Source organism: Clostridium sp. MCC353 (assembly GCF_018785315.1).
Classification (GTDB): Bacteria; Bacillota; Clostridia; order Lachnospirales; family Lachnospiraceae; genus CHH4-2.
This window is the reverse complement of the sequence record NZ_WQPN01000025.1, coordinates 90235-105289: the sequence shown is the minus strand read 5'-3', so window position 1 is coordinate 105289 and position 15055 is coordinate 90235. Positions and strand designations below refer to the sequence as shown.

13 protein-coding genes are annotated in these 15055 nt (G+C 47.4%); 4 read left to right on the top strand and 9 right to left on the bottom strand.

The genetic code is table 11. From position 1 onward, the window contains the following. Positions 1–2: 2 nt before the first annotated feature. Positions 3–2288 carry an AraC family transcriptional regulator gene (locus GPL15_RS06625; protein ID WP_215697226.1) on the bottom strand — a complete coding sequence of 762 codons (2286 nt, stop codon included), beginning with the start codon at positions 2286–2288 and terminating at the stop codon, positions 3–5. Between the two features lie 243 nt (positions 2289–2531). On the opposite strand from GPL15_RS06625, the gene GPL15_RS06620 reads away from it, so the two are divergent. From GPL15_RS06620 to GPL15_RS06600, 4 genes are all read left to right on the top strand, one after another. Beyond that, positions 2532–4232, top strand: a complete 1701-nt coding sequence (locus GPL15_RS06620) for an extracellular solute-binding protein (protein ID WP_215697224.1) — start codon at positions 2532–2534, stop codon at positions 4230–4232. A gap of 70 nt (positions 4233–4302) precedes the next feature. Beyond that, positions 4303–5253, top strand: a complete 951-nt coding sequence (locus GPL15_RS06615) for an ABC transporter permease subunit (RefSeq protein WP_252198140.1) — start codon at positions 4303–4305, stop codon at positions 5251–5253. Positions 5254–5262: 9 nt separating this feature from the next. Continuing rightward, entirely contained in the window at positions 5263–6144 is an 882-nt protein-coding gene (locus tag GPL15_RS06610; RefSeq protein ID WP_215697222.1) for a carbohydrate ABC transporter permease, read from the top strand. Between the two features lie 488 nt (positions 6145–6632). After that, a complete protein-coding gene (locus GPL15_RS06600; protein ID WP_215697220.1) occupies positions 6633–8120 on the top strand; it encodes a hypothetical protein in 1488 nt (495 codons plus the stop codon). A gap of 272 nt (positions 8121–8392) precedes the next feature. Here the strand turns inward: GPL15_RS06600 and GPL15_RS06595 are convergent, their stop codons facing one another. The 8 genes from GPL15_RS06595 to GPL15_RS06560 form a co-directional block, all read right to left on the bottom strand. Continuing rightward, positions 8393–8869, bottom strand: a complete 477-nt coding sequence (locus GPL15_RS06595; protein ID WP_215697218.1) for an SAM-dependent methyltransferase — start codon at positions 8867–8869, stop codon at positions 8393–8395. 444 nt (positions 8870–9313) lie between these two features. Then, on the bottom strand, positions 9314–10129 hold the full coding sequence (locus GPL15_RS06590; RefSeq protein ID WP_215697216.1) for an effector binding domain-containing protein: 816 nt from the start codon (positions 10127–10129) through the stop codon (positions 9314–9316). A 138-nt stretch (positions 10130–10267) separates the two neighbouring features. Then, complete coding sequence (locus tag GPL15_RS06585) at positions 10268–11224, bottom strand: (4Fe-4S)-binding protein (protein ID WP_215697214.1); 957 nt, start codon at positions 11222–11224, stop codon at positions 10268–10270. 91 nt (positions 11225–11315) lie between these two features. Beyond that, a complete protein-coding gene (locus GPL15_RS06580; RefSeq protein WP_215697211.1) occupies positions 11316–12227 on the bottom strand; it encodes a LysR family transcriptional regulator in 912 nt (303 codons plus the stop codon). 138 nt (positions 12228–12365) lie between these two features. Next, complete coding sequence (locus tag GPL15_RS06575; protein WP_215697210.1) at positions 12366–13319, bottom strand: hypothetical protein; 954 nt, start codon at positions 13317–13319, stop codon at positions 12366–12368. 5 nt (positions 13320–13324) lie between these two features. Next, entirely contained in the window at positions 13325–13528 is a 204-nt protein-coding gene (locus GPL15_RS06570; RefSeq protein ID WP_215697208.1) for a 4Fe-4S binding protein, read from the bottom strand. A 31-nt stretch (positions 13529–13559) separates the two neighbouring features. Further along, the gene (locus GPL15_RS06565) at positions 13560–14024 is read right to left on the bottom strand and encodes a hypothetical protein (protein ID WP_215697206.1); all 465 of its coding nucleotides are present in this window, start codon (positions 14022–14024) and stop codon (positions 13560–13562) included. Positions 14025–14035: 11 nt separating this feature from the next. Next, positions 14036–14986, bottom strand: a complete 951-nt coding sequence (locus GPL15_RS06560) for a hypothetical protein (RefSeq protein WP_215697204.1) — start codon at positions 14984–14986, stop codon at positions 14036–14038. Positions 14987–15055: the final 69 nt, after the last annotated feature.

Below are 15055 nucleotides of genomic sequence, written 5' to 3'. Positions count from 1 at the left end.
TCTCATCTTACCCCGTTGCGGTAATCGGTTGCGGTGATTCCGGTCAGGTTCTGGAAGTTTCTTCTGAAGGACCTGGTGTTGGAGAATCCTACCATCAGGGCGATTTCGTCCACATTGATATTGGTGGTGCGCAGAAGCTCTTTGGCGTGGTTGATTCTCACGTTGTTTATGTAGGACAGAAGGCCTTCTTTCGTATTGTTTTTAAATATCTTTGACATATAATTAGGGGACAGATTAACAGCTTCGGCTACGGACGTAACATTCAGGCTGTAGTCGGAATAGTAGTTCTCAACGTAATTTTTAATTTTCTTAACCAGCTGGTTTTCCCGGTCCTGGATATTGTCCGTAATGTTGAGGTTTTGGTCGCACAGGTAATGGAGGAGCTGGTTGATGTGTGATTCGTATTCCTCCAAAGTATTACAGTTCAAAGAATTGGACAAATAGGATTCAATGGTATCCCGGGTGGTCTGACTGATATAATCCCCGGAATCCATCAGGATTGTGGCGATTAAGGAGTAAACGTTGTAGCGCACAATGATTTTTGAACAGTTATACTGCTGCAGGTAGCCGATATAGCTGTGTACGGAAGCGGCAGCTTTGTCGTAGTCATGCTGAAAAACAGCCAGGTTGATATCCCGGGAATATTCGCTGAACTTTGTATCGGAGAACACCGGGGCCTTTTTGGAAGGAGAGGTTGTATATACACCGGGCTGTTTTTTGGCATAGTATTCCTCAAAGGCTGTGATGACATCGGCATAAACAGAAGCGGTCTGTTCAAAGTTTTCAAATGCCTGGCTGACGGTGATGAACAGGTCGATGTGGAACTGGCTTTTGAAAAACTTGAAGATGTCCTCCAGCAGGCCTGGTCCCGAACGGTTCCATTCCTCAAACTGGTTTTTGTCCAGTATGAAGAAGAATACATGGAAAAATTCATCCTGGATGTGTTCATGGGGAAAATGGTCCTGTAAAATCTCATCGGATACATTATTGACGGCGAACTGTAGAAGTTCCCAGTTTTTCATGATGTCATCCTGGGAAAAGCTGTGGCTGTCCGCATAGATGGATGCGATGACAAAATGCTTATCGGAAAAGTCCAGGCTCATGGTGTTCGTGATATCATTTTCCTGAATATGGAAGTTAACCCCTTTTAATTTGGAGTAAAAATAGAGTTCACGGACATTTTTGGATATATTGTTCAGTTTGTTCTGCATGAACAGGTTTAACCGGTGCATTTCCCCGTGATAGAGTTCGATCTGCTGGAACTCATTTTTTTCGTCCGATTTTATGGACGTGGGTATGATGTTCATGATTCTCTTCACAGGCCTGTAATTCCGGTATTGGGTGTAGATCACCATGGCCACGCCGATCAGAAGGGAAATGATGGCGCTGGCCAGTGTAACGTTGCGCATCAGCAGAGAATCGTGGAGATACAGGGTTCTGGGGGTGCACAGCACGTAAAACCAGCCCGTGACCGGGGAAGGGGCATAATAACAGAAGTAATTTTCCCCATTCAGCGTGACGTTGGATGTTTCAGGATCCATGACGGGAAGGGGTTCCGAACTTTCGATCCGGGTTCCGAATTGGCTGATGGGATTCCCGTTCCGGTCGCAGATAAAGAAAGTGCGTTCCGGCAGGTCAGCCAGGTCGTCTTCAATAAAATCCACAGGAGAGGAAACCAACAGGTTATAATTGGCCTCATCCCTGTAGATAAAGGGATTGGTGCAGCCGAAGACCACGGAGTTTTTTCCGGTATTTTTATAGCTGCAGTACTCGGAAAAAAAGTAGGATGCTTTTGAATAGTCATTTCCAATCAAAGAAATCCAATTATCATAGGATGTCATATTCTTTTGTGAGGCGTAGTACATGGAATTATAGATAGAAGCGCTGGTGTTGGAAACGCCGGTGGTGATGACATAATCTTTGTAAGGATAATAGACCAGTATGTTGATATCATTATAAACATAATTGTAGCTGTTCAGCTTATCATAACAGGTTTGGGCCAGATCAAAGAACTCGTCGGAGCCCCAGGCATTGGACAGGTTGATGAAATTATCGTCCAGAAGCAGCAGGTAGCTTAAATTGCGGATGCTCTGAAGCTTTCCGTCAATAGCTTTCTGCATATGGGATAGGATGATGTTGCTGCTGTTTTTAACCTGTTCATTGATGATTTTCCGGCTGATGCAGTAATTGACGATGATGGTGACAAAGGGGATCAGCAGAATAATGATACAGGTCATAATCCATTGCAGCAAAACAGTTTTTGTCCGGGTGAGCCTTAAATTTTTCATGCCGTCATGACCTCTTTTACATAAATAAATTTTTTACCCAATTGGTAAGCAGATTATATAATATTTAAAAAACAAAGTCCAGGACAATAAAACGGATGAAAGGACAAAAACAGTTATAGGAAAATAAATCATGTATTTTGGCCTTTAATACAGGGTATTGTCACTTATCATGGGGAACATTATCCGCTAGAATCGAACCAGAAGAGATAACCGGAAGGCTATTGCAAATAAGGAGGTATTTTGATGAAAAAGCGATTGAACAAACTGACGGCGGTTGGTGTGGCGGTTTCTATGGCAGCGCTCTGCATGGGCGGCTGCGGTGGAGGGGCCGGCAGCGGGGAAACGGCCTCCGCCGGAAACGTGAGTACAAAACAGGCTGGGGCGGGCCAGGAGCAGGCTGCGGCAGGACAGGAAACAGGGCAGGCCCAGTCCCAGGCCGGACAGGGTGCGGATGTGGCCTATCCCCTTGAAAACGGGGGAAAGCTGACATTTGGCATGCCGCTGGCTAAAGAGTGGTCTGACAGGTTTGACAAATGGACCGATCTTCCTATAGGGAAAGCGGCCCAGGAGGAGACAGGCGTTGAGCTGGAAATGGTGCACGTTGAAAACAACACGGCCATGAACCTTATGTTCGCATCAGGAGAGCTGCCCGACATTGTGCTGTTTAACTTCCAGAGCAATTACAGCGGCGGGGAGAGCAAGGCCATTGAGGACGGGATCATTTTCCCTATGGATGCGGAATTTTTACAGAAAAATGCGCCGGATTACTGGGCTGTGCTGAACTCGGATGAGGACATTATGAAGGGGAGCACCAACCAGAATAACCAGGTATTTGGTTTCACCTTTATAATGGGCGACGACAGTTGTAAAACCGGATATGGTTTGACGGTGAGGGATGACTGGTGTGAAAAGCTGGGTCTGGATGTGGCGCAGATTGATACGGCAGAGGAATTTAAGGATATGCTGGCAGCATTTAAAAATGAACTGGGCGTGCCGGTTCCCTTAACCATCACATCGGAGAATCTGACGGAACTTTTGGACTATGGTGTGATCACATCGCCTTTTGGCCTGGCTACAAGGGATATGTACCAGGTGGACGGAAAAGTACATATAGGATATGCGGAGCAGGAGTATAAGGATGTGCTGCAGTATTTAAACCAGTTGTACAGCGAAGGTCTGCTGGATCCCAACTTTTCCACCACGGATAAAGAGACTGTGACCGCAAATATGCTGTCCGGCACGTCCGGCGCATCCAGCGGGGCTCTGGGCGGCGGCATCGGTACCTGGCTGCAGACCAACCGGGATGTGGAAGATTACAGCCTGGCGGGAATGCATAACCTGGTGAAAAATGACGGGGATAAGTCGATGTACGGATTCTATAAGACGGATGTTATCGGCAAGACCGCTGTTATCACCACAAGCTGCAAAGACAAGGAGCTGGCGGCTAAATTCCTGAATTACGGGTATACGGATCCGGGCCACATGACATATGTGTTCGGCATTGAAGGGGAAAGCTATACCATGGAAAACGGAGAACCTGTTTATACCGATTATATCATGAATAACCCGGACGGCCTCACCGTTAAAAAGGCCATGTCGGAATATACCTTATCCTGGGATAACGGGCCGTTTGTACAGGATATTAAGCAGAAAGAGCAGACAGGCGGCATGCCGGAACAGCTTGAAGCCTGGAAAATCTGGGAAGATACCACGGTGGATCAGTATTTCCTGCCCAAGATCATCATTGCCCAGGACAGCCTGTCCGAGTACAGCAATTTAAAGAGCGATATTACCACCTATGTAAAGGAAATGACCATAAAATTTATCCGTGGAACTGAACCGATTGAAAATTATGATAAATATCTGGAAAACTTAAATGTTATGGGCGTTGACCGCCTGATCGAGATTGTCCAGGCCGCAACAGATGAATATTATTCGAGATAACTGTAAATCAATCCCAGCCCCCGCCGCCCCAAGTTTAAGCCGGCGGCGGGCGGTCAGAGCAGGAGCAAATATGAAAAAGAACACAATGTATAAAGAACCTTTTGGACTGAGATTGAAAAAGGATATCAGGAAAAATTATGGGGCCTATCTGCTGTTTCTTCCGGTGGCGGCCTATTATCTGATGTTTGCCTATAAGCCGATGTATGGCATTTTGGTGGCATTTAAGGATTATGTACCGATGAAAGGGATCTGGGGCAGCCCCTGGACCAGCCATCACGGGCTGGGGCATTTTCTTTCATTTTTCCAGTCCTTCTACTTCGGACGGGTGTTGAAAAATACGCTGATTATCAGTCTCACCACATTGCTGGTAACATTTCCCGCGCCCATCATACTGGCTCTTTTGCTGAATGAGGTGAGGCATAAAAAATTCAAAAAATGCATTCAGACCGTATCCTACATGCCCCATTTTATATCCCTGGTTGTCATCTGCAGCATGATCCGTCTGTTTGTGGCTGATCACGGGCTGATCACCGGATTTTTAAAGTCTCTGGGGCTGGTGGACGGAACCTATTCCCTGCTGTCCATGGAGGATTATTTCGTGCCGATCTATGTGATTTCCGGCCTGTGGCAGACCATCGGATGGAGCGCCATTATCTACATATCGGCGTTGTCGGGCATCGATCAGGGGCTTTATGAGGCGGCCCGGATGGACGGCGCAAATAAATTCAAGCAGATGCTTCATGTTACCATACCGGGGCTGATGCCTACCATTATTATGCTTTTCATACTCAGAATCGGCCAGGTTATGAGCATTGGGCACGAAAAGATAATCCTTTTATACAATGAAGAGATTTACGCCACCGCAGATGTTATATCGTCCTTCGTCTACAGAAAAGGTCTTTTGGAGTATAACTGGGGATTCAGTACGGCGGTGGGCCTGTTCAATTCCGTTATTAACTTTGCACTGGTTATCATTGCCAACAAGATATCCAGGAAAACAATCGATATGGGATTGTGGTAGGAGTGAATTATGGCATATAAGAGTAAAGGTTATACGATATTTTCAATTTTTAATCACATCATTTTAATATTGATCGGAATTGCGTGTCTGTATCCGCTGTACTATGTGGTGATCGCCTCTGTCAGCGATCCTGTAAAGCTGATCGGGCATGACGGGCTGCTGATCCTGCCCCTTAAAAATATGACGCTGGCAGGATACCGGATGGTGTTCCAGAATAAACTGGTTCTCAGCGGTTACCGCAATACCATTGTCATCCTGGCTGCCGGTATTATGGTCAATATGGTGCTCACCGTATTGGGAGCGTATGTGCTGTCCCTGCGGAAGCTGATGCTCAGAAAACCGCTTACCATTTTTATCATAATTACCATGTATTTCAGCGGCGGAATGATCCCGGCATATCTGAATGTAAAGGATCTGGGCATGATGGATTCTCTGCTGGCGCTGATCATCCCCAATGCCATAAATACCAGCAATCTGCTGATCATGAGAAGCGCATTCATGTCCATGCCGGAAAGCCTGGCTGAGGCGGCGGAGATTGACGGCGCATCCCACACCCAGATCCTGCTCCGGGTCATGATCCCGCTGGTAAAGGCCACTCTCGCGGTGCTGGTCCTTTACTATGGGGTGGCCCACTGGAATTCCTGGTTTAACGCTTCCATCTATCTGCGCTCAAGCGATAAATTCCCTCTTCAGCTTGTGCTGAGAAACATATTGATAGAAGGCCAGACCAATGATATGCTCAGTGATGTGGGAAGCGCGGATAACCCTCAGGCCGTGCAGCTTCTGAAGTACTCGCTGATTGTGGTGAGCACGCTGCCGATTATGTGTATTTACCCGTTTTTGCAGAAATTTTTTGAAAAGGGCGTGATGCTGGGGGCGGTGAAAGGGTAAAGAAGGTATTTTACTTATCAGGAGCCAGACACTGCCTGGGATGTGAAGGAAAAGACTGTTCTAAAAAAGTTTCTGCGACTAGAGGGGATGAAGTTTATCTAAAGAGGGACTATAATAATCTTTATGATAAAAATGCAATTCAGGTTGTTAACGAAAAGGAAGTTTTACTGGGATATGTTCCCCGCTACTATTGCTCTGCTTTTGTTCGTATGATGGAAGAGGAAAAAAACATCAGCTGTCATATTGCAAGTGTTAATATAAACAAATGCTGTGATGAATGCATCCAGATTATGATAGAAGCAGACTGAAATACCCTGGGTTAACCTGAACGAACCAAGCCATAGGCGGCGGACAGCCATAATCACTGTCCGCCGCTTTTTCCATCTTAGAATTATTGCCGCTGACTTGGATTTGAAAAACCCCCCTAATTTGATATCCTAAAGATATAATTAATTGGACGGCAGATTTTAGATGGAGGGGGATAGTTTATGGCAAAAGCTACAAAAACTGATGATCGTTCGAAATTCTGGAGATGGACAGTCGTATCGCTGGCGGTAATGTTTATCGGCGGAAATGTGATACCAACATTTTCAGAAATTACGAGGCCGGGTATGCAGCAGTTATGTATTTTCCTGGGCATGCTTTTGATGATTGCGGGGACAGGAGATCTGATTGCGCCCTGCCTGTTCGGTTTTACCTGCATGGTGGTGAATGGTTATATGACGGGCAATGCGGCCGTTTCCGCGCTGTTTGCGCAGACTACAGTAGTCCAGCTCATGTTTTTATTCGCGTTTACCTGGGGAATTGGAAAATGCGGGGCGGGCCATGTGATTGCCAAAAAGGTAATGGCCTTAAAGTTCGTACAGGGGCGCCCGCGGCTGTTTTTGACGGCTTATCTTCTGGGCATGTTTTTTTCCGGAATTTTTATGGGGTCCGGTGTTTCAGTTCCGTTTTATATGCCGGTATGGGAATCTGTCCGGGATGAGGTCGGCTATCATGCGGAGGACGATATCAGCAAATTCATGCTGATCGGAATCTTTGTCTGCTGTGTGCTGGGAGCATTTATTCTTCCATTCCAGGGAATGATTCTGATGTACATATCCTATTTTACGGGTTTGATGCAGGAATATAATTTCGAGTTCAACCAGATGCTTCATATCTGCATGATGGTGGGAGTTGGCGTTCTCTTTGCCTTTTTATATGTGAACGTAATTGTGGCCGTGATGCGGGTGGATATCAGCAAACTCAAGAATTTTGACATTACGAAAATGGAAGGAATGGATGAGAAGAGCAGGACATTTACCAACCGCCAGAAGGTTCTTCTGGGTACATTTCTTCTGTGCATGCTCTATTCCTTTGTATTGATCTTCATACCGAAATCAGCGCCGTTTTATGAGAAATACAACAGCATTTCCCTGTCGGTAGTAGTCATGTGCGCTATGGCGGTTTTATCCCTGTTCCGGTGCAGAGAGGATGGACAGCCATATATGAATTTAGGCGAAGTGATGAAAAATGGCGTGGTCTGGGGGAATATTCTCCTGGTGGCGGTATTTATCATCATCGGCAATTCCATCGGAGACACGGAATTAGGGATCACTACTTCTTTAGCCAATGCGTTAAACGGCGTATTTGGCAATATGCCCTGGCCTGTGTTCGTAGTGATTGCCATTACGGCGGCTGTGGTCTGCACCAACTTTATCTCCAATATGACATCGGCTATGCTGATTATGTCGGCGGTCTGTCCTTTCGTGGGGCCTTATGTGGCAGCCGGAATCAATATGTCCGTATTGTGTACAGCCTTAATCATCAGCTGCATGAGCGGATACTGGACGCCGTCCGCATTCTATACGGCTCCGATTCTGCATACAAGGGAAGGCATGAATTATCAGTTTATTTTCAGCAAAGGGCTGACGGCGTCGCTGATCTTTATTGTGACCATGTCGGTTTCTACGATTATTTTGGGGTATGTATTGTAAAATGACGTTGTTTTGTAACAGTTCAGACAGGTCTGCGCATTTACTGCGCGGACCATACGAAAACATTGCGGCTGCAGGCATCCAGCCCCTCGCCGCAGGCGGCTTTAATGGGCTGGATGCGTAACAGTTCAGACTTGTCTGAACTGTTACGTTGTTTTGTACCCGGCTGAATGGGGATGCGGAGGAAAAATGGGAAATAAAATCAACATTCTAGTGAGAAAATAACTCATTAGAATGTTGATTTTTTGGTATTTTGGCATATTTAAACAATCTTAAAAGTTAAACACATCTCCCCACTCAAAATCTCCTGATTCCTCCATACTCTTCGGCCACCCGCCGCACCATGCCGGAACCTCTAGGCTTTCCACCCGGTCAAAGCTGGGGGTATAAGGCTTTATATCCAGTACAGGCGTATTGTTATCCGCATCAATAAATGCCACCTGAATAATCCCCTGCTCAAAATCAATATAAATAATCTTCGCCGTAGTTAACGCAATGGGGTTAGGACGAAGCGGCGACCTAGTGGCAAAAGTCCCCATAATTTCAGGCGCGCCTTTATAGGGCTGTTCCATTTCTAATACGGAACGGGATTTTTCATCGTCACAGCCGCTGAAATACCAGATTACGTTAATATGGCTGAACCCTTCCAGCCCCTGCAGAGCCGGAATATAGGTTTTATCCACTTTTATGAACGTTCCCTCTTCATTTATGCAGACCTCTCCAATGGAATGTACTGAAAAACAACTCATGTCATATCCTCCTGTTTTGTTTTATGAGTATAAAATAATCCCTCACATCATGTGAGAGTCAAGAGGAATCAGTAACTAAATTCAATCAAATGTTACAGTTCACGGCCCCCGCTGACGTGTCTGGCCAGTCCGCTGTGCCGTCCAAAGGGGCTCCGCCTTCCGCTATGTGAACTCATGGTTTCGGCCAGGACAACTCTAAGACCGGAAGGAGATAGAACTAAGGGGACCGATGACATTCATCGAGAAGCCCTGAAGGCCTTCTCGATTCAGGTCCTCTGAAAAGCTGACTTTGAAAGGTCAGATTTTCCCCCTTAGCTCTATCCCCTTCCAGCCTAAGAGTTGTCGATGGCCTGCAAAAATCGTTCACACAGCGGAAGGCGGAACCCCTTTGGACGGCACAGCGAACTGGCCAGACACGTCAGCGGGGGCCGTGAACTGTAATAATCAAATATTTTTCAACGGTATCTGAAGCTCCACCAGATATTTTTCCGGATTGCATTCATTCCATGGGCCGCGGTGCACGATTTGACGTGTATTACCGCACATTTCATACTGGCTGTGATCCTGCAGCCACTTTGCGAAAACGGTATACGCGCCCGCTATGTTGCTGAAATCCCCGTAAACCATTGTGCAGGCCATGGATGAAATGGGTTCAGTCTTCCGAAATGTAAAACAGCCTGAGCTGGTGCCTGGTTTTTCCACAGGAGCGCACAATTCCACATCCACATCGGTCTCTTTGTATTCCTTGTCATGGTAGATGGAAAAGGTATTGCTTGAAATGGATATCTGATGTTTTTTAGCAAAATCAGACAATTCCTTCCATAATCCGCCTTCCCCGTAGTAGTCCGGAATGATTCTGCGCAGGGAAAGAACCCTGTAACTGGGAATTTCTTTAATTGTAATCTGATAATGGATTTCGTTTTTGGGCTCCAAAATCTCCTTTTTAGCAAATGTTATCTTCCTTAACTTTTCCTGTTCATCCTGAATGGCCCTTTCAATTTCGGCATACTTTGCATCAAGCTGTTTCAGCAATAAACGGTCGTCCTTATTGCTGAGAGCTGCCGCGATTTCCGAAACATTGAAACCGCTGTCCCGGAGATATACAATCCTGTTGAGGATGGGGATCTGCTCGACCGAATACATGCGGTAACCCGTCCATTCATCGATTTTTGCCGGCTTCAAAAGCCCTGTCTCATCATAATAGCGGAGCATTCGGATCGACACCTGCGTCAGTTTGGAAAATTCACCGATTTTAAACATATTATCATCACCTGCCGCTTTTCATTATAAATCCTATGATCAATACTTAAAAGCAGTATTTATAGTAACAATTTAAATGGCGGGAAAAAATGATACTATTTATATCAGGCGGTATGAACGTTTAACCGCAATGTCAGTTTAACATCTTACCAGGTTCATTGCCTCGTCACAGTCGATGGCCAGAATTTCATCTTTTCTCTCCAAAATCTTATCCGATAAAATCTGAGCTTCCGCCACCGGATACCCGATCCGGTTGATTGTAGTGGCGAACCGCTCGCCGGGCAGGCCCTGTTCGCGGAAAAACAGAATGGTCTTTTCAACAGTTTTAATGACCTCATTTTTGTCGGTAAAGAACTGGTTTAAAGGCCGCCCTGAGGCCTGCTTTTTGCCCCAGCGCCCGCCGATGAAGATTGTATAGCCGTCTGTGTGTCCATTCATCACGTCGAAATGGCATTTGGTGATGCAGCGTCCGCATTGAACGCATTTATCCTTGTTGATTTCAAGGTGGTGGTTTTTGATCCGGGCCGCTCTTGTGGGGCAGGTGTTGACAACGCCGCAGTCATTGCAGTTCAAGCATTTTTCCGGCCGGTAATCCGGTATGCGCTGTCCCATAATTCCAAGGTCATTTAAGGTTGGCTTTACGCAGTTATTGGGGCAGCCGCCAACTGCTATTTTGAACTTATGGGGCAGCACCACATCGTGATAACCGACGAAAAATGCGTTATGAAGCTCTTCAGCCAGGGAATAAGCGTCCAGCAGGCCGTAGTGGCAGGTGCTTCCCTTACAGGACACGATCGGGCGGACCTTGGCCCCGGTTCCTCCGGTTTCTAAGCCATGGGCATTTAGATACTCCCGGAAAGGTTCGATTTTTTCATAAGGTATTCCCTGAACTTCTACGGACAGGCGGGCTGTCATTATCAGGGTTCCGTTTCCAAAATGGCGGGCGGCGTCTGCGATTGAATGCATCTGCTCCGCGTCCATTCTGCCGTTTCTGGTGATGACCCGGGCGCTGAAACAGTCCGTATCCCGGTTATTTAAAAATCCTATCCGTTTCAGGCGTTTTTCTTCTTCTTCCGAAATGGTTCGTGCGGACATCGGCAGCCTCCTTCTAAATTTAGAGTATGTTTGAAAATTGCTTTCTGATAGATGTGAATTTTCAAACACACTCTCGTGCTAATTTTTAATATTAAACGAGAGAATACTCTTTTACCAGACTGACCAGGCTGCGCAGGGCAGGTGAGCCTGTATTTTTCCGGTAGATAAAAAATGCGTGGGATTCCTCTTTCCAGCCATCGGCAGGTACATAACGGACGCCGGGATGGGTGACCGGTTTGCAGGCCAGGGGCAGGATTCCGCCTCCCTTTGCGACGAAATCCAGAATCAGGCTTTTCTGACGGAAATCCATAATGCGCCATTTAAAATCATCAGGCTTTAAATCGGGGAGAGGGCTTTTATGGGCTTCCACCGCATGGCTGAAGATGAAGGTCTGGCCCTTCAAATCCTCCGCTGTCAGAGCTTTTTTAGAGGACAGGGGATTGTCTGTGCTGATTCCGAACAGCAGTCTCCGGCTTTGGTAGATGGGGATAAGGCCGAACTGTTCGGGATCGAATTCAGATACTACAAAATGATCCGGATGCCAGCTGGAAATCGTAAAGAGAAAAGACGCGTCCAGCAGCCCGCATTTTAACATCCTGATCTGTTCCTTGACGGGACGTCGGATGTCCTCTACCGTAATATCCGGATAGCGCATATAAAAATCAGCCAGAATTTCATTTTCTCCAATGGTGCCGATCAGGGGAACGGCGCTGATATTGATGTGGGCCTCCCTGCAGGCCCTGATTTTTTCCACCTTTTTTAAAATGGAATGATACTCGTCGATAAAGGAATAAAATACGGGAATCAGTTCCTCGCCTTCCTTTGTGAGAGAAACAGAGTTTAACTTCGTCTGCCTGTTAAAAAGCCTGATGCCCAGCTCACTTTCAAGCTGAACAATGTGTTTGGAAACGGCGGACGGTGAAAGGGAAATCTGATAAGCCGCCTCAGAATAGCTTTTATATGTATGCACCGCAATTGCTGTTTCAATTAATTTCGTATCCATACGGTTTCCTCCTGCTGGTAAATGGCGGGTTAGTGGTGATATGCAAAGACATATTTTTATAAAACAATATAAGGAAGGAAACACATACTTTACCATATATGTCCCCTCCCGGCTTTATTAAGTTATGTAACTAATTTGTTAACCCTTTGACAGCTTCGTATCATGAAAAATTTCCTTCCAGTTTCCAACCGGACAGTACAGCAGGCATTTGTCGCAGTAATACTTTGGATAATGATCCAGGTCGGTGTTGGAAAATGGTTTCTTTTTTATGGCTTCCCCGATCTCCTGGTCGGTGGGATCATAGCTGTCCACCAGATCCCCGGTCTTCCTCCTGCCGCAGAACTCATTTCTCAGCCCCAGGGCCGCCACGGTACAGGCGTTGATTTTATGATTTGACACCTGGTATTCTGTCCCGGCAATAGTTACTGTTTTTGCATCATCTTCCTCCGCTGAAGGAAGGGCATGCGTCGGACATACCTGAGAACAGATATGGCATTTCTGCGGGTCGCAGAGCCTGGGTCCGGTATCCGGCAGGTCGTAATCCAGAACCAAATCGGTTAAAATGGCGCCGAACTGGATGCGGGGGCCGAACTCTTTAGTCAGCACGTGATTGCTCCAGCCCAGCTGCCCTAAACCGGCGGCAACTGCCGCATGGGGGATATTAAATGGAATGCCGCCTTTATAGGGGCCGGCGAACAGGGGCAGTTCCGTATTGGAAGGAACCCCGTTCTGGTTCGGGCCGCAGGACAGGGGCTGGGTGGTCCCTCCCATGAACCGTTCCACATAATTGGCAATATTGAAGGTGTGGAAGAGCATGGAAAAATTAGGGACCAGTTCACTTCCAAATGTGGAATAAATGGATTCAGCATTGTCGTTGCCGTCCTCTAACCGGCGGAATGCCGCCTGGACGGCTCCGTTTAACAGCCTTTTTCCGTAGACGATGACGGATTGGGCACAGGGAAGAATGTCCGTGGGGCGGCGGCCTTCTGGTTCGCCGGAAAGTGCCGAGGCAGGACAGATGCCTGCCAGATCCATATCACAGTTGGAGTAAAGAAAATTTTTAATTTCTCTGGTGAGTATGGTTTGATTCATCAGGTTTACACCTCGCTTTTCGATTTTGGGCTGTCCTCCCAAAGGCTCAGCGCATGGAAAGGACAATTGGTTATGCATCTTTGGCAGAAAATGCATTGTCTGCCGATTACGGCCTGATGGTTCCGGATCTGGATTGCCTGGGCCGTACAGCCTTTTCTGCACAGTCTGCAGCCTCTGCACCGATTGGGATCGACGAGAATTTTTTTCATGGGTCTCTCCTTCTAATTCTGCGCTCTGTTTTTAAAGGGAAATGCCGCGGGAACGGTCGTTGCGCAGAATGATAAATCCCAAGTCACGGCCGGAGAGTTTTTCACCGTTTTCATCATAGGTGACTTCTTCGGCAAGGCCCCATTTTTCTTCCGTGGTCCATTCGGTGATATATTTTAAATTGCCCAGATTTTTGATCCAAACGTCGTTATCTATACAATAGTATTGGTGGATGCGCCCGTTTAAGGGATTTTGAGGTGCGATGGTTTGGGGGATTTCTATTTTTCCGCCGATACCGCCCACGCCTTCCGGTTTCTTGCCGGAAAATACGGGCGTGGGAAATTCCACCCCTTCATTATCCCCTGCGATGTGGATGCTGTCCACCCGTTTCAGGCCATTTGCCCCTTCTCTGGTGTATTTCACCTTGTAAATGTATCCGCCGCGGTATTCCAGGGGAGAATCCGGCAGAAAGCCGGTATGTATCACGATTTTTTTCATATTGTCCCTCCTCACAGTTTGGATAAGCCGGTGTCGTGGAATCTTTCTTTCCAATTGCCTGCCGGACAGTAGATGAGACATTTGTCACAGAAAAACTGGGGCCAGTGATCCAGGCACATGCCTGCTTCTATGCTCTTTTTGGAAAATCCCTGGGCCATTTCTTCGTCTGTGGGGTGATAGCTTTCCACCACGTCTTTTACGGGCACACGGCCGGAAAATTCCTTCCGCATGGCCATGGCCGCCACCGCGCATCCATTTGCATTCATATCACAGATTATATGGCTGTGTCCGCCGATGTTTACGGTTTGGGGTTCGCTGTCTTCATAAGCAGGAATGGCCCTGGTCGGACACATGGTGGAGCAGATATGGCAGGCGGCTGGGTCGCAGAGCCTGGGTCCGTTGTAGGGCAGGTCATACTGGTCAAATTCGATATCCGTAATGACTGCGGTGAGGTTGACCCTGGGACCGTCTTTGGGGGTCAGCAGACGGCGGCTCCAGCCCAGCTCACCCAGACCGGCCGCCGCCGCCGCTTTGGCGATGTCCAGAGGAAGTCCCGCTTTATAGGGATCGGCAAAATAAGGCACGCTGTGGTTTTCCGGTTCAACTGCCTGCATGGCGTTAAAGGTTAGGGGCATGGAACAGCCGCCGTAGATCCGTTCTAAATGTTCACATAGGTTATAGGAATCGTTCAGCAGCAGAAAATTTGCCGATAAATATACGCAGTGATCCGCATAGGCGCTCTGGGCGGCGGTGACCCGGTCTTCAAAATGGCGGAAGGCGGCGGAAACGGCTCCGTCCGTCATGCGGCGGCCGAATACGATGATGGACTTTGCCGTGGGCAGCAGGTCTGTGGGCAGGTGGCCTTCCGGCTCGCCGGAAAGGGCGTCCGCAGGGCAGATTCCCACATAGTCCATGTCGGCCTTGCTAAGAATATAAGCTTTCAGAGTTCTGTATTTACTCATCTGTTAACTCAACCTCATTTCTGCGCTGCTTATTTCATAGAAAGTCCGGGCAGCAGCGCGGGCACAGAC